General features: G+C 62.9%; 22 protein-coding genes and 1 tRNA gene. 8 read left to right on the plus strand and 15 right to left on the minus strand.

Going from position 1 to position 22986, the window contains the following annotated elements:
• Positions 1-25 precede the first annotated feature (25 nt).
• The 6 genes from AADA04_RS11225 to AADA04_RS11250 are packed head-to-tail and all read right to left on the minus strand — an operon-like array spanning position 26 to position 5285.
• Positions 26-1279, minus strand: coding sequence for a folylpolyglutamate synthase/dihydrofolate synthase family protein (locus AADA04_RS11225; RefSeq protein WP_340693358.1), 1254 nt, complete (start codon positions 1277-1279; stop codon positions 26-28).
• Entirely contained in the window at positions 1276-2256 is a 981-nt protein-coding gene (locus AADA04_RS11230; protein WP_340693359.1) for an acetyl-CoA carboxylase carboxyltransferase subunit beta, read from the minus strand. Before AADA04_RS11230 ends, AADA04_RS11225 begins: the two co-directional genes overlap by 4 nt.
• A gap of 29 nt (positions 2257-2285) precedes the next feature.
• Entirely contained in the window at positions 2286-3113 is an 828-nt protein-coding gene (gene trpA / locus AADA04_RS11235; RefSeq protein ID WP_340693360.1) for a tryptophan synthase subunit alpha, read from the minus strand.
• Positions 3113-3433, minus strand: a complete 321-nt coding sequence (gene cutA, locus AADA04_RS11240) for a divalent-cation tolerance protein CutA (protein ID WP_340693361.1) — start codon at positions 3431-3433, stop codon at positions 3113-3115. Before cutA ends, trpA begins: the two co-directional genes overlap by 1 nt.
• A 2-nt stretch (positions 3434-3435) precedes the next feature.
• Positions 3436-4647: a tryptophan synthase subunit beta gene (gene trpB, locus AADA04_RS11245; protein ID WP_340693399.1), complete on the minus strand. Its 1212-nt coding sequence runs from the start codon at positions 4645-4647 to the stop codon at positions 3436-3438.
• Positions 4648-4655: 8 nt separating this feature from the next.
• Entirely contained in the window at positions 4656-5285 is a 630-nt protein-coding gene (locus AADA04_RS11250) for a phosphoribosylanthranilate isomerase (RefSeq protein ID WP_340693362.1), read from the minus strand.
• A 180-nt stretch (positions 5286-5465) separates the two neighbouring features.
• Between AADA04_RS11250 and AADA04_RS11255 the strand changes: the two genes are divergently transcribed.
• Entirely contained in the window at positions 5466-6101 is a 636-nt protein-coding gene (locus tag AADA04_RS11255; protein ID WP_340693363.1) for a porin family protein, read from the plus strand.
• Between the two features lie 81 nt (positions 6102-6182).
• Here AADA04_RS11255 and AADA04_RS11260 read toward each other — a convergent pair whose 3' ends face one another.
• Together AADA04_RS11260 and AADA04_RS11265 are read right to left on the minus strand one after the other, a co-directional pair.
• A complete protein-coding gene (locus AADA04_RS11260; RefSeq protein WP_340693364.1) occupies positions 6183-6581 on the minus strand; it encodes a DCC1-like thiol-disulfide oxidoreductase family protein in 399 nt (132 codons plus the stop codon).
• Positions 6571-8202, minus strand: a complete 1632-nt coding sequence (locus AADA04_RS11265; protein ID WP_340693365.1) for a hypothetical protein — start codon at positions 8200-8202, stop codon at positions 6571-6573. Before AADA04_RS11265 ends, AADA04_RS11260 begins: the two co-directional genes overlap by 11 nt.
• 212 nt (positions 8203-8414) lie before the next feature.
• Between AADA04_RS11265 and AADA04_RS11270 the strand changes: the two genes are divergently transcribed.
• Entirely contained in the window at positions 8415-8678 is a 264-nt protein-coding gene (locus AADA04_RS11270; RefSeq protein WP_340693366.1) for a DksA/TraR family C4-type zinc finger protein, read from the plus strand.
• Between the two features lie 29 nt (positions 8679-8707).
• Here AADA04_RS11270 and AADA04_RS11275 read toward each other — a convergent pair.
• Positions 8708-8797 (minus strand) — tRNA-Ser (locus AADA04_RS11275).
• 112 nt (positions 8798-8909) lie between these two features.
• Between AADA04_RS11275 and msrA the strand changes: the two genes are divergently transcribed.
• Positions 8910-9560 (plus strand): peptide-methionine (S)-S-oxide reductase MsrA, encoded by a 651-nt coding sequence (gene msrA / locus AADA04_RS11280; RefSeq protein ID WP_340693367.1) that lies wholly within the window; start codon positions 8910-8912, stop codon positions 9558-9560.
• A gap of 25 nt (positions 9561-9585) precedes the next feature.
• Here msrA and AADA04_RS11285 read toward each other — a convergent pair whose 3' ends face one another.
• A complete protein-coding gene (locus tag AADA04_RS11285; protein WP_340693368.1) occupies positions 9586-10653 on the minus strand; it encodes a hypothetical protein in 1068 nt (355 codons plus the stop codon).
• A 127-nt stretch (positions 10654-10780) separates the two neighbouring features.
• Here AADA04_RS11285 and gluQRS point away from each other — a divergent pair, with 127 nt between their 5' ends.
• From gluQRS to AADA04_RS11305, 4 genes are all read left to right on the plus strand, one after another.
• Positions 10781-11626 (plus strand): tRNA glutamyl-Q(34) synthetase GluQRS, encoded by an 846-nt coding sequence (gluQRS, locus tag AADA04_RS11290; protein ID WP_340693369.1) that lies wholly within the window; start codon positions 10781-10783, stop codon positions 11624-11626.
• Between the two features lie 112 nt (positions 11627-11738).
• Positions 11739-13319, plus strand: a complete 1581-nt coding sequence (locus AADA04_RS11295; protein ID WP_340693370.1) for an alkaline phosphatase — start codon at positions 11739-11741, stop codon at positions 13317-13319.
• Positions 13320-13458: 139 nt separating this feature from the next.
• Positions 13459-14559, plus strand: coding sequence for a Zn-dependent alcohol dehydrogenase (locus AADA04_RS11300; RefSeq protein WP_340693371.1), 1101 nt, complete (start codon positions 13459-13461; stop codon positions 14557-14559).
• Positions 14560-14666: 107 nt separating this feature from the next.
• Complete coding sequence (locus AADA04_RS11305) at positions 14667-15047, plus strand: response regulator (protein ID WP_340693372.1); 381 nt, start codon at positions 14667-14669, stop codon at positions 15045-15047.
• Here the strand turns inward: AADA04_RS11305 and dapD are convergent.
• From dapD to argB, 4 genes are read right to left on the minus strand one after another with little or no spacing between them, the layout of a single operon-like run.
• Entirely contained in the window at positions 15044-15871 is an 828-nt protein-coding gene (gene dapD, locus AADA04_RS11310; RefSeq protein ID WP_340693373.1) for a 2,3,4,5-tetrahydropyridine-2,6-dicarboxylate N-succinyltransferase, read from the minus strand. The two genes, AADA04_RS11305 and dapD, sit on opposite strands and share 4 nt — an antisense overlap.
• Entirely contained in the window at positions 15868-16641 is a 774-nt protein-coding gene (locus tag AADA04_RS11315) for a pyrimidine 5'-nucleotidase (RefSeq protein ID WP_340693374.1), read from the minus strand. Before AADA04_RS11315 ends, dapD begins: the two co-directional genes overlap by 4 nt.
• Positions 16631-17668 (minus strand): DUF1036 domain-containing protein, encoded by a 1038-nt coding sequence (locus tag AADA04_RS11320; RefSeq protein ID WP_340693375.1) that lies wholly within the window; start codon positions 17666-17668, stop codon positions 16631-16633. The genes AADA04_RS11315 and AADA04_RS11320 overlap by 11 nt, the downstream gene beginning before the upstream one ends.
• On the minus strand, positions 17643-18539 hold the full coding sequence (gene argB / locus AADA04_RS11325; RefSeq protein WP_340693376.1) for an acetylglutamate kinase: 897 nt from the start codon (positions 18537-18539) through the stop codon (positions 17643-17645). Before argB ends, AADA04_RS11320 begins: the two co-directional genes overlap by 26 nt.
• 148 nt (positions 18540-18687) lie before the next feature.
• Between argB and AADA04_RS11330 the strand changes: the two genes are divergently transcribed.
• The gene (locus AADA04_RS11330) at positions 18688-20844 is read left to right on the plus strand and encodes a penicillin acylase family protein (RefSeq protein WP_340693377.1); all 2157 of its coding nucleotides are present in this window, start codon (positions 18688-18690) and stop codon (positions 20842-20844) included.
• Positions 20845-20908: 64 nt separating this feature from the next.
• Here AADA04_RS11330 and AADA04_RS11335 read toward each other — a convergent pair whose 3' ends face one another.
• Positions 20909-22969, minus strand: coding sequence for a TonB-dependent siderophore receptor (locus tag AADA04_RS11335; protein ID WP_340693378.1), 2061 nt, complete (start codon positions 22967-22969; stop codon positions 20909-20911).
• Between the last annotated feature and the right edge of the window lie 17 nt (positions 22970-22986).

The following is a 22986-nucleotide window of genomic DNA, read 5'->3' on the forward strand; positions in this document are numbered from 1 at the left end:
GATTCCGTTCCGAATAGCACCTGACCTATTCCGGCGGCTCGAGATTGCGCGCGAGAACGTCACCCGAAAGATAGAGCGAGCCGCAGATCAGGATGCGGTCGGCGCCGGTGGCCGCCGCTGCGGTGACGGCTGCATCAAGACTGTCGCAGACGGTGACGTCCAGTCCGGCTGTGCGGGCGGCCTCGGCCAGGTCGTGCGGTTCGGCCCCGCGATGGCCGGGCGCATTCGGCAGGGTGAAGACGTCGGGCTTGAGGTGGCGGAAGGGCAGGAAGAAGCCGGTCGCGTCCTTCGACGCCAGCATCGCGGTGACGAGGACGGTTTTGCCGGGCAGGCGCTTCAGGTGATACGCGATTGCGCGGGCCGCATGCGGATTGTGGCCGCCATCGAGCCAGACTTCGGCACCCGGCGCGAGCGCCGTGACCGGGCCCGGCCCGAGCCGCTGCATGCGCGCGGGCCATGTGGCTGTGCGGGCGCCTTCGAAGATCGCGGCCTGGGATATCCGGGTCGATTCACCGAACAGCTGCATCGCCATGGCGGCGAGGGCGGCATTGCCGCGCTGGTGTTCGCCGATCAGGGAGATGTCCTGCGGCATGGCATCGATGAAATGCGCCTTCAGGCGGTAGAGCGGCGCGTCGACGCGGGCAGCTTCCCTGGCGATCACCTCATCGCAGACCTTGCGCTGGATGGCGGTGAGGACCGGGCGGTGCGGGCGGATGATGCCGGCTTTCTCGCCTGCGATCTTGCGGATATCCGAGCCGAGGAAGGCCTTGTGATCGAAATCGATGGGCGTGATCACGCAGAGCGCCGGTGCCTCGATCACATTGGTCGCATCAAAGCGTCCGCCGAGGCCGACTTCGAGGATGAGAAGATCTGCCGGGACTTCGCTGAAGGCCAGCAATGCCGCTGCCGTGGTCGCCTCGAAATGCGTGATCTGCAGGCCGGTCAGGGCCTCGAACGTGCGGTCGAGCCAGGCGATCAGGCGGGCATCATCGACAATCTCGCCAGCCAGCCGGATCCGCTCATTGAAGCGCACGAGATGCGGCGAAGTGAAGACATGGACCTTGAGGCCCGCCGCTTCGGCCATGGCGCGCATGAAGGCGGAGGTCGAGCCCTTGCCGTTGGTGCCGGCAACATGGATGACCGGTGGCAGGCGATCCTGCGGACGGCCAAGCGCCGCGAGCGCGGCCTCGACCCGCCCGAGCGACAGCTCGATGGTTTCTGGATAGAGCCCTTCGAAACGCTTCAGCGCTGCGGCAAGGGCCGCACTGTCTCCGATCAAGCAGATTTGCCTTTGGACACCGGCGGTTTGGGCGCGTGGGTTTTCGGCTGGCTGAGCGGTGTGATGGGGGTATCCTCCCGACGGCGGGAATTGGGCATGAGATGGGTCAGGATGCGCGCGAGCGTGGCCTTCAGCTTGCGCCGGTCAACAACGATATCGACCTGGCCCTTTTCGCGCAGGAATTCCGACCGCTGGAAGCCCTTGGGCAGGCTTTCCCGGATGGTCTGCTCGATCACGCGCGGACCGGAAAAGGCGATCATCGCGCCCGGCTCGGCAACATGGATATCGCCCAGCATGGCGTAGGAGGCCGAGACGCCGCCCGAGGTCGGATCCGTCAACACGACGATATAGGGCAGTTTCGCTTCGGCCAGCTCGTTCACGGCCAGCGTGGTGCGCGGCATCTGCATCAGGCTGAGTGTGCCTTCCTGCATGCGGGCGCCGCCGGACGCCGTGCAGACGACAAAGGCCGCCTTGCGGGCAACCGCCATCTGGGCGGCGGTGACGAAGCCTTCGCCGGCGGCCATGCCGAGCGAGCCGCCCATGAAGTCAAAATCCTGGACCAGGAGCACGGTCGGCACGCCGCCGATCTTGCCATAGGCCGCGACCATGCAATCGTCCTGGATCAGCGGGGCGCCGCCATTTTCGGTCTCGCGCTTTTCTCGCGCGGCGATCTTGGCCTTGGCGGCCTTGATGCGGGCCGGATAGGGCTTGTCGTCCTTGAATTTGAGCGGGTCAGCCGGGACAGCCGGCAGGGCCAATGGCTCCCAGCGCTCATCATCAAACAGGAGGCGGCAACGGGTGCGCGGGCTGATGCGCATGTGCGCACCGGCGGGTGTGACCCACCAGCTCTCTTCCAGGTCGGCCCTGTAGACGAGTTCACCGGACGCAGGACATTTGACCCACAGGTCGTCCGGCGTGTCTTTCTTGGCGAGCATGGTTTTCAGGCCCGGCGGGGTGACCTTGGTAATCCAGTTCATGCCTCAACTCCTTAAGACTGTAACAGTCCCTACGCTTTGGCGACTGCAGCCATCGCTGCACTCAATTCCCCTGCAAGTGCGCCCATACCCCGCGGCGCCTCAGAATAATCGCCCGATTCGTGGGCTGACCGGGCATGCTCCACGAAAGCAGAGCCAACGACAACCCCATCGGCGATTTTAGCCATTTCTACAGCCTGTGCACCATTTTTCACCCCGAATCCAACACATACGGGCAGTCCGGATACACGCCGCACCATTTCGACATTCCCGGCAATCGCCTGCGGGTCAGCCGAGCCGGCACCTGTAACGCCTGTTACAGCCACGAAATAGATGAAGCCCGAGGCGCCGTCGGCCACCTTGGCCATGCGCGCCTCGTGGGTGGTCGGCGTGGCGAGGCGGATGACAGAAATATCATGCTTCGCGTATTCGTCGCGCAGCACCTGGTCTTCTTCCGGCGGCAGGTCGACGAGGATCGTGCCGTCGATTCCGGCCGCATGGGCGGCCTCGGCAAAGGCGGCATAGCCGAGCGAATGGACCGGATTGGCATAGCCCATCAGGATCAGCGGTGTGTCCGTGTCAGTCTCGCGAAACCGGGCGGCCAGCGCCAGGACATCGATCAGCTTTGTATGTTTGGCGAGCGAGCGGAGCCCGGCCCGCTGGATCGCCGGGCCATCGGCCATCGGGTCGGTAAAGGGCGCGCCGAGTTCGATAATGTCGGCGCCATTGTCGCGCAGGGCGCACATGCACTGGAAACTCGTTTCGAGGTCCGGATCACCCCCCATCAGGTAGGCAACAAGCGCCGTGCGGTTTTCGGCCTTAACCTTGTCAAAGCGCGCCGTTATTCGGGAAGTGGGCATTATGAGTCCGTATTTTCGTTGACCCAGGCCGCGTAAGGCTTTGAGGCATGGGCACAGGGCAGGGCGACGATCGCCGGCACGTCATAGGGGTGGATCTCGTTGACCAGCGTTTCAATGTCGTTCCAGCGCGATTCCGGCGCCTTCATCCAGAGAACGAACTCGAAAGCGTGCTCGACGACGCCTTTCCAGCGATAGGTCGAGGTAACCGGCCCTTCGAGATTGGCACAGGCTGCAAGGCGGCGTTCGACGGCGGCATCGGCGATCTCCTCGGCGACACGGCGCGACGGGCAGGTGATGCGGATGAGGAGGAGACGGGTCATGCTCACATCTCCACGCCGAGCGCCTTGGCGACGCTGAACACGTCCTTGTCGCCGCGACCGCAGAGATTCATGATCAGGAGGCCGTCCTTGTCCATGCCGTCAATTACGTCGCCGAGACGCGCGATGGCATGGGCGGGTTCGAGCGCCGGGATAATGCCTTCAAGCTGGGTACAAAGTTGAAATGCTGCCAGCGCCTCGTCATCCGTACAGGAAAGATACTCAGCTCGGCCCGTGTCGCGCAGGAAGGCATGCTCCGGCCCGATGCCCGGATAGTCGAGCCCGGCGCTGATCGAGTGGGCATCGAGGATCTGGCCGTCATCGGTCTGCAGCAGGTAGGTGCGGTTGCCATGCAGGATGCCAGGGCGCCCGCCATTCAGGGCCGCCGCATGCTCGCCGGTCTCGATGCCGTGACCTGCTGCCTCGACGCCGATCAGGCGCACGCCTTCATCATTGATGAAGGGATGGAACAGGCCGATCGCATTCGAGCCACCGCCAATACAGGCCATCACGGCATCCGGCAGGCGGCCTTCGCGCTCAAGAACCTGCGCGCGGGCCTCCACGCCGATAATGCTCTGGAAGTCGCGCACCATTTCCGGATAGGGGTGCGGGCCCGCCGCTGTGCCGATGCAGTAGAACGTGTCCTCCACGTTCGTCACCCAGTCGCGCAGGGCCTCGTTCATCGCATCCTTCAACGTGCCCCTGCCGGACGTGACCGGCACGATCTCGGCGCCGAGCAGTTTCATGCGGAACACGTTCGGCTTCTGGCGCTCGACATCGGTCTCGCCCATGAAGACGACGCATTTCAGGCCGAAGCGGGCGCAGATCGTCGCCGTTGCCACGCCATGCTGGCCAGCGCCGGTCTCGGCGATGATACGGGTCTTGCCCATGCGCATGGCGAGCAGGACCTGCCCGAGGCAATTATTGATCTTGTGGGCGCCGGTATGATTGAGCTCGTCGCGCTTGAAATAGATTTTCGCCCCGCCGAAATGTTCGGTCAGGCGTTCAGCGAAATAGAGGGGCGACGGACGGCCAACATAATGCGCCCACATGTCGTCCATCTGCGCCTTGAAGGCGGGGTCCAGCTTGGCGGCCCGGTATTCCTTCTCGAGTTCCAGGATCAGCGGCATCAGCGTTTCGGCGACATAGCGTCCGCCGAACTCACCGAAGCGGCCGTTTGCGTCCGGCCATTTATCCCAAGTATTGCGAAGATCCATTGCGGTACTCATGCCTCTTTGGCGGCGCGGATAAAGGCCCGCACCAGCTCCCTGTCCTTTAACCCCCGCACCCGCTCGACGCCAGAGGCGACATCGACGGCAGGCGCACCTGTCGCGGCAATAGCTGTGCCGACATTGTCCGGCGTCAAACCGCCAGCCAGCATCCAGGGCTTTGGTGGCGTCCAGCCGTCAAGGATCGCCCAGTCAAACGTCTGGCCGTGCCCGCCTGTGCGCGTGGCGCCTTCCGGCGGCCTGGCGTCGATCAGCAAACGGTCGGCGGCCGTGTAGGCACGGGCATTATCAAGGTGAACGCGGGTCGAGACGCCCAGCGCCTTCCAGACTTCCAGCCCCGTGCGGGCCTTGATCTCGGCCAGCCGTTCCGGCGTCTCGGCGCCGTGCAATTGCAGGATGGGAAAGCCCACAGCCGTCACCGCGTCGATCTCGGCATCGCTGGCATCGACCAGCAGCGCCACAGGCACGGCTCTGCCGGCCTGCATCAGCAGGCTCGCCGCCGCTTCCGGCGTCACCTGTCGGGGGCTGCCCGAGGCAAAGTTGAATCCAATCCAGTCCGCACCCTCGCGGGCCGCAAAGCCCACAAGGTCCGGATCGGTCAAGCCGCAAATCTTCACATCCACCATGGGTGGCAGGTGATCGAAGGCAGGCGCGGCGTCAAGCCAAGGTTAAGGCGCGGTAACAAAGTGTGCTGCATTTGCCACAACAGGTTTCAGCGCACAGGAGCGCCGGAACAAGGCCAAGACGGACCCGTTGGAGCTGCATGTCCCGAATATGTCGGGATGAGTAACACCAAGGATCCTCCCATGAAAAAGCTTATGATCGTTTCCTCCTCCGCCATGGCCATTGCACTCGGCCTGGCCGCGCCTGCTGCGGCCCAGACCTATGGCAATGAAGATACCGGCTTCTATGCCGAGGGCGGCTACACCTACCTCAATATCGAGCCTGAAGGTGCCGATTCCGGAGTCGACACGAATGCCATCACGGCGCGGGCCGGTTACCAGTTCACACCGATGTTCTCGATGGAAGCCGACGTCACGACCGGCATCGATGACGGCGAGTTCGACTACAATGTCGATGAAGACGAGTTCAATCTCGACGACAATGACGATACCGACCTGAATGACGTGATTGCCGGCTCAGGCGATCTCGGCCTGAACTACCTGGTCGGCCTGTACGGCCGCGCCACGGTCCCGATCACCGAGCGTCTCGATATCTCGGCGCGCGCTGGTTACGCCTTCATCGATGTTGACGCCACGGTTGTCACGCCCGGCGGCACCGCTCTGGGGGTGATTGAAGACTCGGCTGATGGCCCGGCCATCGGCGCAGGTCTCAGCTATGACCTGAGCGAAAACTGGAATCTTCGCGGCGACTATACCTATTACAACTTCGAAGACACCGACACGGGCGCGGCGACCATCTCGGTCGGCTACAAGTTCTAAACAGAACCTGACGTCCGAATGATTGCGCCGGTCTCCGCAAGGAGGCCGGCGTTTTCTTTGGAAACCCGGTTCAGGCAGGACCTATTGCCGCTTTGCCGTCTCGGCGATGCGGCGGCGGCCCATCAGGCGCAGCGTCAGGTTGCGGCCTGTACGCAGGACGGGATAGAGCGCGCGCGACACACGCGGCGATGCGAACACGCGCGCCATCACGGCGTTGAACGGGCCCGCTCCTGTACTCATCAGCGCAAGCCGGTTCATGCAATCGGCGCCGGAATGAACCTCGCCCTTCATGATCAGCGCCATTTCCTGATCGAAATCAACGCCCTTCGACACGGCGTATTGGACGGCCGGGTGGTCCTCGCGCGCATTGACCAGGCTGACCGGGCCAATTGCGTCGCGCAGCCGGAGGAGTTTCACGTACTCGGAACAGAACGGGCAGTCGCCATCATAGACGATGAAGGTGCCAGGATCAGAGAACACTCACATACTCCGTATCGCGCGCGATCACTTTTTTCCCGACATGCCCGTCATTCATCGAATGACAGACCGACTCGATCACCTGCTGGTAACCGACAACGTCTTCGAGCGATAACGCATTGAACTCCTTATATAGGAAGGGATTGCTCGGATGGTGATGGAAGCGGAAATAATAACTCTGCCGCGCCTGTGTCGGATCACGCGCCAGCATTTTCTTGTGGTGGGCGATCAGGAACCGGCTGAGCTGCGCCTCACGCACCTCACGCGCCTCGGCACTCTCCGGTGCGGCGTGCGTGAGGGTCGACGGCGCAACGCACTGGCCGTCCTTCTGCTGGCGCTCCAGCGACGTGCTCGACGCCAGCGTCGTGTGATCATACTGGCCCTCGATGGCCTGCGAACCGAGATAGGCGTGCGACATGGAATAGGAGTGGCTGCTGAAGAAGGCAGACGGCACTTTCACATGGCGACCGTCCTTGGTCACGGCCTCGATATAGACCTGCCGGGAGTCGGCCAGGTCGAACCATGCCAGCGGCGGCGCCGGATTGATGTGCAGCGCCGGCGCGCCAAGCAGGATGGTCGCGATACAGGCCAGCTTCGTATTCCAGCTAAGGCCTTCCTTGGCGGTGCGCGCCGCCCACCACACCGTGAGATTGCTCCAGATCCAGGGCCAGAAGAACAGGCCGCCAAGGATATAGATGCCGATATGCAGCGCTTCGTACATCAGGGACGCGATCTTCAGCCAACTCACCCGCAAAACGCAGATAAGGGCAAAGAGCTGGGCAAAGACGATGACCGCATTCATGGGAATATAGGACAGCTGGAAGCCCTGATAAGCCAAGTCCGTGAGCCAGGGCAGGTGTCCGATCGGCAGGATCCCGCTCTCGATCGTATAGGGAATCTGGTTGATCGTGGGATTTTCCACCATCCAGTACCAGGGCGTCGGGCCAAGCGTCATCTTCGCGACACCTGACCAGAAATAGTTTGCCAGATGCAGGCCGAAAACAACGCCGACAATCTCGGTCTGGCGCGCGGGCGCCGCCAGCCACGGATGGATCCGCGGCCCCGCCTTGACCACGATAAGGCCGAAGGCAATCAGGTAGAATGCCATGTCCATCATGTAGCGGGTGTCGAGGTACGACATCCAAACGCCGGAAATCTGGGCCACCAGGAGGCGCGTCGACATCAGGTAGATCACGACGGGCAGGATAAAGGCCGGCCGGAACCAGCTGAGCACTGACAAGCCCACAGCCAGGTAGAAACCGAGTGCAACATACTGGGCCGCGCGCGTCGCCGTCTCCGGGTCGGCCAGCGTATAGTCCGGGCGCTCGATCAGCAGCAACACGGTCAGCCCGACCGCCGAGGCGCGCAGGATCGCGCTGAGGAGCGGCACGAATGCGGTATATTTCGTCCGATAGAAGGCGATAGCGATGGCCAGCATCCCCAGCAGCGGCAGGTAGATTTTCGCGCTGTTGGGCACCCAATGCGGATAAAATCGCGGCATCTGGCCCCGGAATACCGAGAGCGCGACGAGCGTCACCAATACGAACAGGAGGGTTGGCCCAAAACGGCGCACAGGCCCTTCAACACGCGCGAGGCGCGGCTGCGCAAAGTCCCAAAATGACAAGATGACGTCCCCCGAATTTCATTCAGCCCCGGAGAGTGCAAATATCGCGCGCGATTGTCACCCGGATTCGCCTTCCACGACCCCCGCGTACGCGTTCTCTCGTAACAGCAGGTGTGCATCCCACCGCTGGCAAGCTGGGACGGGACCATTGGACTTAGCCGCTTCGGCCCCCATGTTTCCTGTCGGACCGGAATTTCAGAAAGGTGAGCGACATGGCCAGTGGCTGGGCGCGAGATGGCGCCATTCAGGATCAGATCGACGACAGCATCAACGATGCCGTGCAAAATGCGCGGGCGCGGATGCCTGCGGGCGAAAGTGCAACCCATTGCGACGAATGTGGGGAACCCATTCCCGCCCGGCGCCGGGAAGCGCTTCCGGGCGTGCGGACATGCGTGACATGTCAGTCCCAGCGCGACGAACGTACCGTCCATTCCGGTATCAATCGCCGCGGCAGCAAGGACAGCCAGCTGCGCTAGGCGACACCGTGGCTTTCGGCCGGCCGGGCTGGCGGTGAGACAGGGATTCGAACCCTGGAGACTATTGCTAGCCTACACACTTTCCAGGCGTGCGCCTTCGACCACTCGGCCACCTCACCATCGCTCGCGCGAAGCACAGGGCCATAGCGGAAGGCTACCGTGCTCGCAAGACTGTGATTGCCGTTAAGGGGATACGACCCCATATTCGTCGCAGACAAAGGAGACCGCCACATGTTGTTCTCGAAAAAAACCGCCACGATCCCCGATGCCGCCAATGCCCTGCCGGGCCGCGCGAACGCTATTCCGACGGCGCGCGAGCATTTCGTGTTTCACCGCGAGGTTCAGGGCCCGGTGCCAGACGGTTTCGAGGCCGCCGTGTTCGGTCTGGGCTGTTTCTGGGGCGCCGAGCGCAAGTTCTGGCAGCAGGACGGCGTCTGGATGACGGCAGCGGGCTATGCCGGCGGCCCGACCCCGAACCCGACCTATGAAGAAGTCTGCAGCGGCGGCACCGGCCATACAGAGGTCGTGCGCATCGTCTTCGATCCGGCGAAAATCAGCTATGGCGACCTCGTGAAACTTTTCCTCGAGAGCCATGACCCGACACAGGGCATGCGTCAGGGCAATGATATCGGCTCGCAATACCGTTCGGCGATCTACACGACATCCGACGCGCAGGCCGACACCGCCCGCGACATGGTGGCGGCCTATCAGGGCGCGCTGGCCAAGGCCGGGCACAGCGCCGCAATCACCACGGAAATCGCGCCGCTCGGACCGTTCTATTATGCCGAGGACTATCACCAGCAATACCTTGCCAAGAACCCGGCAGGCTATTGCAGCATTGGCGGCACGGGCGTGTCGTGCCCGGTTGGGCTGAACGTCTAGCCCGGCAGGACGTCAACTCCGAAGCCTAAGACCCGAAATTCATCGAGAACCGCTTGCGGGTCTCGATCATGGTCTGCGCCTTGAACATGGCGTCGGACGCCGTTTGCGCCTTCTGGATCGACGGATCGCCGCGCAGGGCTTCGACAACCTGCGCCAGGTGCGAAATGGCTTCCTGGACGATTTTCTGGTCGAACTGCTTTTCGGCGCGCGCCAGCAAAGCCCGGCCAAGGTCCATGCGCGCCTGCGAGACCAGCATCGGCTCGGACGTATTGGTCACCGCGTCGAGATGCGTCCGGCGCAGCGAGATCACGCGGTCCAGCGTGCCAAGGTCTCCGGTTGATTCCGCGACGTGTACGCTTGAGGCGCAGAAATCGGCTTCGAGTTCGCTACGCACGACCTGGGACACGGTCTCGCTGTCGGCCAGCATCCGGTCGAGCGCCTCGGCGAGCAGTTTCATCTTTTCCGGCCGGAAAGCCTGCGGATTGGCCAATGCCGGCTGCAGCTTCTTGGCGAGGAGATAGGCCGCCACCTGCGGCACCTGCCCCTCCAGCCCGGACGACCGTCCGGGCAGGCCGATGCTGAAGGCGCGCGCTTCGTCGGGCCTGAGGCCACCGCCGCGCGACAGGCCCTGCACGACCAGGCCATTGTTGCCCTTGTCGACGTGGCTGGCCCAGACCAGCATGTCGGCGTCAGCCGCTGCGAGGCGGCGACGCGCCTGCGCAAGGATTTTCTGGTCCGTATTGCCCGCGATCTGGCCGGTGGCCGCGATACGGAAAGGGGCGCCGAAATTGAATTCCGCGAGGTGGTCACCCAGCGCCGACATCAACCATTTGCCGGTGCGGCCGGCACCCGGTCCGGTGGGCCGGGCAAGCAGGATGCGGTAACCCGGTTCCTTGCTGCGCCGGAAAGCCCGCGTGCCGGCGGCATTGCGCAAGCGTGTCATCAGTGCGCGGATGCCGGACACGAGAAGCAACAGGAGACCGAGGCACAGCAGCACCGCCATCGCGAACCCGAAAGTCGCGAATTCGTGGGCGCTGAACACGTTCGCCTCGACCCAGTCTTCTGCCGTCGTGAACCAGCCTGTTTCCAGCATGGCAATTGACCTCTTTTGCGCCTTGGCGATACGAGCCTTGAAGATCGCTGGCAACAGGGAATGACTGTTATTACGGGTGATCCCGCGCTAGCATCGGCCATCCGGCTGGCATGGGAGGGCGGGCGACATGGCAGGTTTTGTCACCCGGTTCGCGCCGTCACCGACCGGTCACCTGCATCTCGGGCACGCCGCGTCGGCCTTTCACGTCTGGGATGCCGCACGTGCGGCAGGCGGCAAGGTCCTGTTGCGCATCGAGGATATCGACCAGACGCGCTGCCGCCCGGAATACGAAGCCTCGATCCTGTCAGACCTGGAATGGCTCGGTCTCGACTGGTCCGGCCCGGTGCGCCGGCAGTCGGAGCATTTCGACGATTATGCCCTGGTCCTTGAAAGCCTGCGGGCGCGCGGTCTGATCTATCGCTGTTTCAAGACACGGCGGGAGATTGCCGCTGCCCTGCCGGCGGGCGCCGACCCGGATGACGCCCCCTATGTCGGCAAGCCTCTCGCACCCGAAGCAGAATCCGAACGCCTCGCGCGCGGCCATGCTTTCGCCTGGCGCCTGTCGCTGTGCAGGGCCCGAGACGCGCTCGGGGCCCGCTACAGGACGCTGGCCTTCACCGAGGACACGCCAACGGGCGTCCGCGAAGTGCCCGCGAACCCGGCCGCCTTTGGTGATGTTGTCCTCGCCCGCAAGGACACGCCGGCGAGCTATCACCTCGCCTGCTGCCATGACGACGCCCTGCAGGGCGTGACCCATGTCATTCGCGGCGAGGACATCCGCGAGATGACCAGCGTACATGTCCTGCTGCAGGCGCTGATGGACTGGCCCACCCCGCTCTACCGGTTCCACCCGCTCCTGCTCGGGCCGGACGGCAAAAAGCTGTCAAAGCGGGCCGGCGACAAGAGCTTGTCGGCCTTTCGCGCGGAAGGACTGACGCCCGGCGATATTCGCGCCATGATCGCCGTCGCATGACGTCTCACGCAGGAAAACCTGCCTTCATCGACTGAATTTTGGCCGACTGCATCGAAACTGCCACAAAACTCGTCTATCAGAGCGGCAAATGAATCGTTCGGGAATCCACCACATGCGCACATCCATCGCCGCCCTGCTGACGGGCCTCGCCCTCGTTTCCACCGCCTGCACCACGACTGAGGCGGTCACGCCCGTCGCGCCGGAATCGCTCAGCCTGGAGACGCCGCCCGCGCCCCTGCGTCCGGGCCTCCTGCCGAAACAGGCCGGTGACGAGTCCTATGCGTCGGCCGCAGCCGCGGTTCAGGCGCGCATCGACCAGCACGGTGTGAAACCGGCGAAGAATGTCATCCTCTTTATCGGCGACGGCATGAGCATCCCGACAATCACCGCCGCCCGCATCTATGCCGGCCAGAAACGCGGTGTGGACGGAGAATCCTACAGGCTGACAATGGAGACGCTGCCCCACATGGCACTGTCGAAAACCTACAGCAATGACGCGCAGGTGTCCGATTCCGCATCGACCGCCACGGCCATGGTCACCGGCGCCAAGGTCAATTCGCTCACGCTGGGCGTGCTGAAGGCAGCCAGCTACGGCAATTGCGCCAGCATCCAGGGCACGGAAGCCGACTCGCTTTTCGGCCTCGCTGAACGGGAAGGCCTCGCCACCGGTCTCGTCTCGACGGCCCGCCTCACGCACGCAACGCCCGCATCCGCCTATGCGCATACACCCAACCGCAACTGGGAAGACGATGCCAGCCTGAAGGGCGGCGCTGCCGCTGATTGCAGGGACATTGCCCGCCAGCTGATCGAATGGCCGGAAGGCGACGGGTTTGAAGTGGCGATGGCCGGCGGCCGGGCACCGTTCCTGACCGTGGATGAGGCCGACCCGGAAGATGAAGGCCGCACAGGCAACCGCGAGGATGGCCGCGACCTGACTGCCGAATGGGTCGCGAAGTCGCCGTCCCACGCCTATGTCACCGACAAGGCCGGCTTCGACGCGATCGACTTTGCCTCAGACGCACGGGTGCTGGGCCTGTTCGAAGTCTCGCACATGCAATACGAACTCGACCGCGCTGCGGATACAGCGGGCGAGCCCTCGCTGGTCGAGCTGACCGAAGCGGCGATCACCCGCCTGTCGCAGGATCCCGATGGCTATGTCCTGATGGTTGAAGCGGGCCGGATCGACCACGCGCATCACGGTGTGAATGCCGCACGCGCGCTCGAGGAAACCGACATGCTGGACCAGGCCATCGCAGCCGCCCTCGCCATGACCGATGCCGAGGACACGCTGGTCATCGTCACGGCCGACCATTCCCACACGATGACGATTTCCGGCTATCCGGCGCGCGGCAACCCCATTCTCGGCAAGGTGAATACCGGGCTGGAAGACGGCGAGCTGAAAGGTCTGGACGGCAAGCCCTATACGACCCTGTCCTATGCCAGCGGCCAGACGGGCTGCCGTATCGAAGACGGCGAGCCGGACTGTACCCGCGAAGACCTGTCTGACGTCGACACGACCGACAAGGATTTCCTCCAGCCGTCGCTGGTGCCGATGTATTCGGAAACCCATGGCGGCGACGATGTCGCCATCTTCGCCACCGGCCCCGGATCGGAACTCGTCTCCGGCGTGATGGAGCAGAACGAAATCTTCCATGTCATCGGCCGGGCCAGCGGGCTGGTCGCGGCGGAGTAGACGCACGCGCCGAAGATCGATCCTGCAAAATCCGGCTTACGTTGGGGCCGGGCTGTTCAAGGCCGGGCCTCTGGGCAATGATACGGGCTGAGACCGCAGCGTCAGCGAACGAGCGCGCGGCCAAACCGGAGGAAGTCCCATGAAAGCTGCTGTCATGCGCGCGCCCAATGCGCCGCTCTCGATCGAAGAGGTCACAATATCGAAGCCCGGCCCGCGCGAAGTGCTGGTCCGCCTCGGCGCCGTTGGCGTCTGCCATTCCGACGTCCACTTCTGGGATGGCGCCTTCCCCACCGAAATGCCGGTCATCCTGGGCCATGAAAGCGCTGGCGTGGTCGAACAGGTCGGCTCAATGGTCAGCGCCGTGAAACCCGGTGACCATGTCGTGTCGATCCTGTCGCCCTTCTGCGGCACCTGCGAATTCTGCCTGACCGGCCATATGTCGGTCTGCCACACAGTGAACGGCGAGCAGTTCAAGCGCGCGCCGACCGAAGCGCCGCGCCTGTCCATCGGCAAGGAAAAGGTCTCGCAATTCCTCAATCTCTCCTCCTTTGCCGAACAGATCCTCGTGCACGAGAACACGCTCTGCGTGATCGACAAGGAAATGCCGATGGACCGCGCCTGCCTGATCGGCTGCGGCGTGATTACCGGTGTCGGATCGGTCTTCCATGCCGCCAAGGTCGAGCCGGGCTCGACCGTGGCGATCCTCGGCTGTGGCGGAGTCGGCCTGTCTGCCATCAATGGCGCGGCCATTGCCGGCGCCTCGCGCATCATCGCGGTCGACCTGTCGGACGAGAAACTGGCCATGGCGAAGAAATTCGGCGCCACCGATTTCGTCAATCCGAAGAATGGCGATCCGGTTGAACAGGTGAAAGACCTGACAAATGGCGGCGTGCACTATGCCTTCGATTGCGTCGGCCTGAAGCAGACGGCCGAACAGGGCTACATGATGATGCGTCCGCGCGGCCTGATGACCGTGATCGGCATGATCCCGCCCGGCGTGAACATTGAAATTCCCGGTATTGAGCTGATGGTTACCGAGAAACGCCTGCAGGGCTCGGTCATGGGCTCCAACCGGTTCCGTGTCGATTTCCCGCGCCTTGTCACCCTTTATCAGCAGGGCCGCCTGCATCTGGACGATCTCGTCTCCGACCGGATCGGCCTCGACGGCCTCACCGGCGCGCTGCAGAACCTGAAGGACAACAAGGGATCTGTCGCGCGGCAGGTCGTCGTATTTGACTGATCGTCCGACGACGGGCAGTTAGTTGAGTGTCGGTGCCGCCATGTGCGGCGCTGACGCGCGACTGCTTGAATATTGGAACGAAACACGTGCCAGACCATTTGCTAGACATGAAACATCCGCCTCAAATCCTGATCGTCGAAGATGAAATCCTGATCGCGATGGATCTTGAAGACATGGTCGCGGAAATGGGCGGTACAGCGATCGCGTCGGCGCACACGATTCAGTCGGCCATGAAGCTCGCCGAAACCATCGAAGCCGATGCCGCCATCCTTGATGTCGATGTCGCCGGGCAGCTTGTCTTCCCGGTCGCCGATATTCTGGCCGCCCGGGGCATCCCGTTCCTCTTCAATACCGGACATTCGGCAGAAGATGCGCTGCGGGCCCGCTATGCCTCGGCCCCGATCTGCCGCAAGCCGACCCTGCCGCGCCAGCTGAAAAAGGCCCTGCAAGCTTTGCTGACGCCGCCCAGCCTCTCTGCTCCGGCCTAGTCGCGCAGCAGCTCGTTCACGCCGGTCTTCGACCGCGTCTGCGCATCGACCGTTTTCACGATCACCGCACATGCCAGCGATGGCCCGCCATTCTTGTCAGGCAGCGTGCCCGGCACAACGACGGAATAGGGCGGCACATGGCCATAACTGATGGCGCCGGTCGTGCGGTCGACGATCTTGGTCGACTGGGTGATGAACACGCCCATGGCGATCACCGAGCCTTCACCCACGACAACGCCCTCAACCACTTCGGAACGCGCACCGATGAAGCAATTGTCCTCGATGATGGTCGGGTTCGCCTGCAGCGGCTCCAGAACGCCGCCAATGCCGGTGCCAGCCGAGATGTGGCAATTGGCGCCGACCTGCGCACACGAGCCGACTGAGGCGAATGTGTCGATCATCGTTCCTTCGCCGACATAGGCGCCGATATTCACATAAGACGGCATCAGCACCGCGTTCTTCGCGATGAAGGCGCCCCGGCGTACGGCGGCGGGCGGCACGGCGCGGAATCCGGCTTCGCGGAATTCCGTCTCGCCCCAGCCTTCGAACTTCGATGGCACCTTGTCCCACCAGTTGCCGCCGCCCGGCACGCCGGCAATCATGCCATTGGCGTTCAGGCGGAAAGACAGGAGCACCGCCTTCTTCAGCCACTGGTGCACGGTCCAGCTGCCATCAGCTTCCTTGCTGGCAACGCGCGCCTCACCCCGGTCGAGCAGGTCGAGCGCCGCATCAACGACTTCGCGCACTTCGCCCCGCGTCTCGGTTGAGAGTGTGTCGCGGCCTTCCCAGGCGCGGTCGATTACGTCGGCAAGGGCGTGGGTCATGTCTGGGTCTCCGGAGGACAGGCAGGCTTGAGTGTTTCCAGTGCCGCTTCAAGGAAAGCGGCGAGGTCGCCCGTCACATAGTCGATGTGGCCCAGCCCGTCATCCCCCAGAACGTCCGCAAGGCTTGCAGGACGCGCCTCGATCGGCTCGTGGCTCCAGTCTTTCTCGGAGTGTACGAGCACCGTGGTGAATCCGGCATCCTTGGCTGGCGCGAGATTGCGGGCGAGATCTTCGAAGAAGATGGATTCGTTTGGATCGACATCATGCAGCGCGCTGAACGCGGAATAGGAGGCAGGTCTCGGCTTTGGCGCGTAGGACGCGTCCTCGATGCCGAAGCTCCCATTGAAGATATGGGCCAGGCCCATTTTCTCGGTGACGCGCTCGGCATGGCGCCGTGAGCCATTGGTGTAGACAAATTTGCGGCCCGGCAGCGATTCCAGCGCCGTCCGTAACAGCGGCAGGTCGGGCAGCGGCGACAGGTCTATTTCATGGACGTAGTGCAGGAAATCCGATGGGTCTATTTTATGGACCTCCATCAGGCCGGACAGGGTCGTGCCATGCTCTGCATAGTATTTTTTCTGGACTATGCGGGCATCGGTCCGGGGCAGGTTTAGCAGCCGTGACACGAAATCCGTCATCCGCGTGTCGATTTCGGCAAAGAGATCGCATTCAGCCGGATACAGCGTGTTGTCGAGATCGAACACCCAGTTGCGGACATGCCCGAAACTGCCGAATGGCGTCAGGTGGACGCCGGCATGCCTATCGCTCATTTGTGCTGGCCTTGGCGAAATCGCGCTCGAAGAATTCGAACACTAGTTTGCGGTCGACCGGCGCTGACGTCGCGGCGAACAGGGCAGTGCGATAGGCCGACGCTTCGCAATCGTCGCGGCCGACAATCGCGAATTTCGAGCGCCCGACGCAAAACGCATCCGACGCCTTGGCCAACGTGCGCAGCGTATCGCCATCTTCCATCTCGCCATACACGAAATGGTCCGACCCGCTCAGCGGCCGGTCGATCACGCGTGCACAGCCCCCGGCCTCGAGCATCCACCAGCCCCGGCTTTCCCAGCCTTCGGAGCCGCGCCGCGCAATCGCGCTCCAGATCCGGTTCTTGGTGCGGTTGCACACGGTGAACCCGACGGCGCGGCCGCGCTCCTTGGCGACCTGTTCGAGGAAATCGATCAAGTCGGATTCCGATGTCGTCGCGGGCAGGCCGTTCTTTTTCAGGAATTCAGCGATCGCGGCGCGGGTCTTGTGGCCGATATTGCCGTCGATCACCCCGGAGACGACCCCGGCTTCCTCCAGCAGGCGCTGGATACCGGCGGCCCTTGCCTTGTTGGAATCGTAATTGTCGATCTCGGTGAAGGGCGTGACCCAGCGGGTCCGCCGCGTGATTTCCACGGCCCGGAAACCGCGCGCCTCAAGCCCCATGGCGGCACATTCCGGCGGGCTTTCGAGCGAAAAACTGCCTGTCGGGTCGACGCAGAGGTCTGTATGACCGCCCCATTCGCGCACCCCACCGCGATGGGCAGACGACGTGCGGGCATAGACGAAGTGGAATTTCGGCTGCAGCGGACCTGGCAAAGCGAGCTTGCAGCTGCCCGGTTGCAGCTTGATCCAGCCTTCGACCGTGATGCCGGCGCCTTCGGGCCGGCCAACCGCCGCCTCGATGATATAGCTGGTGCGATTGCACAGCGACCAGCCATCGGCGCTGTCCTGCGCCTGGGCACCGCTGCCAAATGCCATGAACGCGCCAAGCACGCCGAGAAGTCTAAGAAATGAGCGTACCTGCGCCATGTTCTGTGAATAGCTCCATGAGGAGAGCGTGCGGCGCACGCCCATCAAGTATCACAGCCGCCCCGACACCATGATTTACGGAATGCGCGGCAGTTTCAAGCTTGGGAATCATACCACCTGCAGCTGTACCATCTGCGATCAGCCCCGGAATGTCCGCCACCGGGATTTCCCGGATCAGTTTTTTCGCCTTGTCGAGCACCCCGGCCACGTCCGTCAGCAGCAACAGGCGGCTCGCCCCCAGCGCCGCCGCCAAGGCCCCGGCCGCCGTGTCGGCATTGATATTGTAGCGCGCGCCGTCATGGCCGACGCCGACCGGCGCAACGACCGGGATAAGCTGCGAATCATTGCGCAGCATCACGTCCAGCACGGTCGTGTCGATCGCGCTCGGCTCGCCGACAAAGCCGAGATCGAGCACCTGCTCGATATGGCTGTCGGGGTCCTTGGTCGTCTTGGTCGCCTTTTCGGCGCGGATCAGGTTGCCGTCAGAGCCCGACACGCCAACCGCCTTGCCGCCCGCCTGGTTGATCGCCCGCACGATGGATTTGTTGATCGGCCCGGACAGGACCATTTCGACGACTTCCATCGTCTCCTCGTCGGTGACCCGCAGGCCGCCCTTGAATTCGGACACGATGCCCAGCTTTTCCAGCAGTTTGCCGATCTGCGGCCCGCCGCCATGCACGATCACCGGATGGATACCGAGCGCCTTCAGCAGCACGACATCGCGCGCAAACCCCGCCGACAAAGCCGGGTCGACCATGGCATGGCCGCCATATTTGACGACGATTGTCTGGCCCGCATAGCGCTGAATATAGGGCAGCGCCTCGGACAGGGTCTTGGCCGTGAACTGGGCTTGTACAACAGGGTCTGTCATGGGGCGGTGCGCCATCCTTCGCGATCAATGCGTATGGGCCAGCCTCATAAGGCGCTTTTCAGCCCAGTGAAACCCTTCCAATCGGCACGCGACAGATCGGCAGCGTGGCGCTAGGCTGTCAAAAAGACCAACTGGCGGGGAAGACACCATGAAACGCATCCTGACGGGCGCTGGCGCCCTCTTGCTCATCGTCCTGATCGGCGCAGGCATCTATCTCTGGGACCCGCTGCCCGCCAACCCGTCCGCCAGCGTGCTGGCCGCCAATGCCGCCAATTACGACGCTGAAGTGATCCGCGACGAATTCGGCGTGCCGCATATCCATGGGGCCCGCGACACCGACGCCGCCTTCGGCCTCGCCTATGCCCATGCCGAAGATGATTTCGAGACGATCCAGGAAACGGTTGCCGCAGGCCGGGGCGTGATGGCCCATTATCGCGGCAAGGATGCCGCCCCGCTCGACTATATCGTCGCCCTGCTCGGCGTCTGGGACACGATGGACGCGCGCTACGCCGCTGACGTGCCGGATGACGTGAAAGCCATCGCCGAAGCCTATGCCACCGGCCTCAACCTCTACGCCGCCGAAAACCCGAAAGCGACATGGCGCGGCCTCGCGCCCTTCACCGCCGAAGATGTCGTGGCCGGCTTCGTGTTCAAGACGCCCTTCTTCTACGGCCTCGACGAGACGCTGCTGCACCTGTTCGGTGAAGACTATACGCAGGCGATCGCGCTCGACCCGGCAGCAGGCCGCAAGGCCTTCATGATCGGACCGAAGACCATGGCCGAGCGCGGCTCGAACGGCATCGCCGTCTCGGCCAGCCGGGCCGGCGACCATGTCACCCGGCTCGTCATCAATTCCCACCAGCCGCTGTCCGGGCCCGTCGCCTGGTACGAGGCGCAGATCTCGTCCGATGAAGGCCTCGACATTACCGGCGGCATCTTCCCCGGCACACCGGTCATCCTGCACGGCTTCAACGCCAATCTCGGCTGGGCCAATACGGTCAGCGCGCAGGACCTTGTCGACACTTATGTCCTGACCGTGAATCCGGACAATGCGAACCAGTACAAGCTCGATGGCGAATGGGTCGATTTCGCCGAATCCACCGCCACGCTGCACGTCAAACTGGTCGGCCCCTTTGCCCTCAAGGTGAAACGCAAGGTTCTCCGCTCGGCGCATGGGCCGGTCATCGAATCCAAGCACGGCACCTATGCGGTCCGTTTCTCCGGCATGGGCGAAATCCGCCAGCTCGAACAATATTACCGGCTGAACAAGGCCAATGACATGGACGGCTTCATGACTGCCATGTCGCTGAACGCCCTGCCCAGCATCAATTATATCTATGCCGACAAGGATGCGAACGTCGCCTTCATCCACAATGCGCAATACCCGGCCCGCAATGATGATTGGGACTGGTCAGGCGACATGCCGGGCGACCGGTCAGACCTGATCTGGCAGGGCTATCGTCCGTGGAGTGACGTGCCGAAACTGGTCAATCCCGTGTCCGGCCTCGTGTACAATTCCAACAATACGCCCTACAGCGCCACCGACGGCCCGGACAATCTCCGCGCGCAAGACTTCCCCCAGTCCATGGGCCTGCAGACCAACCAGTCGAACCGCTCGCTGCGCATGATCGAACTGACCGACGGCAAGACCCCGATCAATGAGCCGGACCTGCTCGCCCTCAAATTCGACACCGCCTATGCCAAGGGCTCCGAAGCGGCAGAGCTGATTGCAAGGGTGCTCGAAATCGACTGGAGCCAGGAACCGGAAATGGCCGAGGCCGCCCGGCGCCTCGCTGCCTGGGACCGGAAGATGAATGCCGACAGCCGCTATGCAGCTCTCGGCGGCCTGACCGTGCTGCGCGAAGTCACCGCGAAATACACCCACCTGCCCGCCCCGAAGCCGGAAACCGCTTTCCGTGAGGCGGTCGAATGGCTGACCGTCCACCATGGCCGGATCGACCCGGAATGGGGCGAGGTCAACCGGCTCGTGCGCGGCAAGGCCAGCCTGCCGATCAGCGGCGCCGCCGACACGCTGCGCGCCGTCTATCCCGAAGCCATGGGCGATGATGGCGAACTGCACATGACCGCCGGCGACACATGGATCGCACTGGTCGAATGGGACGCATCCGGCCATCAGGCCGCCCGCGTCATCAGCCCCTATGGCAGCGCCACCCTCGACAAGGCCTCACCCCACTATGCCGACCAGGCCCCCCTCTTCGCCGCCGAAGAATGGCGCACCGCCCACCTGACGCATGAGGACGTCGTCGCCAACGCGACGCGGACCTACCATCCAGGGAGGGATTGACCCGGCATCGCCAGCCATAGGCCTGACCGCATTCAGCTCCGGAGGACGGGCATAAGCGGCCGGCTCAAAACCTGGTTTTGACGGTAAACCGCGCATTCAGCGGCGCACCGGGGGAAATGTTGTTGTCATTGTGCGCGGCCGGGAAATAGGCCTCGTCCAGCAGATTCTCGATATTCAGCTGCAGCACCGTGCCGTTGCGCATCGTATAGAAAATGCCGGCATCCACCCTTGTGAAATCGGGCGCCGTGACCGCATTGCTGGCGGACGCGAACTGTTCGTCCTGATAGGTGACGCCAAGACCGATGCCGAGTTGAGATGACACATCATAGCGGTTCCAGAATGAGAACATGTTCGCCGGGACCTGGCCGGCCGTCGATCCGTCTTCAAGCTCCGCATCGAGATAGCTATACCCGATATCCACACGCCAGCGATCGGTTGCCTGGCCGCCAAGCTGGATTTCAAACCCTTGTGTTTCCGACGTCGTGACAAAGCTGTCTTCACCGTCCGCCGTACGTTCGGTTGTATCCCGGTCAAGCTTGAACACGGCCGCCGTCAGGCTGAAGCTGGATTGAATATCCCACTTGATGCCAATCTCCTGGTTATTGAACTCCTCCGGCGCGAGCTGCGAACTTGCATCACTCAATTCCAGGAACTGGTCGCCTGATCGCGGCAGGAAGGATTTGCTGTAGCTCGCATAGGCCGACACATTTTCCATCGGCTTGTAGATGATGCCAAAACGCGGCGAAATCTCCTCATCGGTCCGGCTGAACTGCGCGGTGTTTTGAATGTCATTCACGTCGATTTCGAACCGGTCGAATCGAACCCCGGCAATCAATTTGAAATGCTGACCGAGATCGACCTGGTCCTGGGCATAGAGCGACAGGACCTCGACGTCGGACCGGCGGTTGCGAACCGGATTCGAAAACGCAATGGCAGGCAAGGCCAGCGGGCGGGTGAATACGATCGTGGTCTGATCATCATCGGTGTCGGAAAACACATTGTCGTTGCGCGCGTTGGCCGATTGCTGGTCGGCATATTCGGCCCCGATCAGCAGCGTGTGGGCAAGGCCGCCCGTTGCAAATTCAGAGACCAGGTTCGTCTGCAGGATCAGGTTCTCGCGCGCCGTTTCATCCTGGTACCCGTCAAGGGTGACGGTATTGGCCACGGCGTCGAAGCTCGCCGCATAGATGTTCCGGTACATCTTGTCATAGTCGGCATATTGCAGCGTCGTATTGATCGACAGCGAATCCGAAAAGCGGTGATCCAGGCGCGCTTTGGCGATATTGGCCTGCAGGGTCGTCCGGTTCCGGTCCGCGCTGCCGAAGAAAAATGTGTCATAGCCCGCAAGCGGTGCGCCCGATCCGTCCGACGGGACACCCCGGTCGACAACCCGGTCATCATCGACGAACTCATAGGACAAGAGCAGGCTGGTATCCGGGCTCAACCGGGTGACAAATGTCGGATTGATGGCAAACCGGTCGCCACCGAACTGATCGCGGTGATTATTCAGAGATTCGGCGAACGCATTGATCCGCACGGCCGAGGTCGCACTTATCGCCGTATTGTAATCAATGGCACCCGATATCTCTCCAAACGTATCGGCACTGAGGGACAGGCTGGTAATATCGGCATCAAAATCAGGCCGCTTGGTCGCGCGGTTCACAACCCCGCCACCGCCGCCGCGACCGAAGATCATCGCATTTGATCCGCGCAGGATTTCGACCTGCTCGACATTATACAGTGGTCGGAAGTACTGCACATCATCACGCAAGCCATCGATGAAAAAGTCTGCCGTCGAATTCTGACCGCGTATTGTGATCTGGTCACGGTGGCCTTCGCCCTGGCCAATCGACGCGCCGGGCGTATAACGCAGAACATCGCCAAGATCGGTGAACGCCTGCTCGGCAATCTGGTCGCTCGTCACCACGGACAGGCTTTGCGGCACGTCGATAATCGGCGTTTGCGTCTTGGTGCCACTGAATTTCTCATTGGAAAGGTAGGTGCCATGGACAGCAATCGTGTCCATCACCCGGGTTTCATCCACCTCCCCGCCACCCTCGTCTGCCAGGGCAGGGGAAGCTGTGAGGGCAGACAAGGCCAGGGCACCGGCAGTTAGGAAACGCATGAGACAGCAAGCCTTGT

Source organism: Hyphomonas sp. (assembly GCF_037969335.1).
GTDB lineage: Bacteria > Pseudomonadota > Alphaproteobacteria > Caulobacterales > Hyphomonadaceae > Hyphomonas.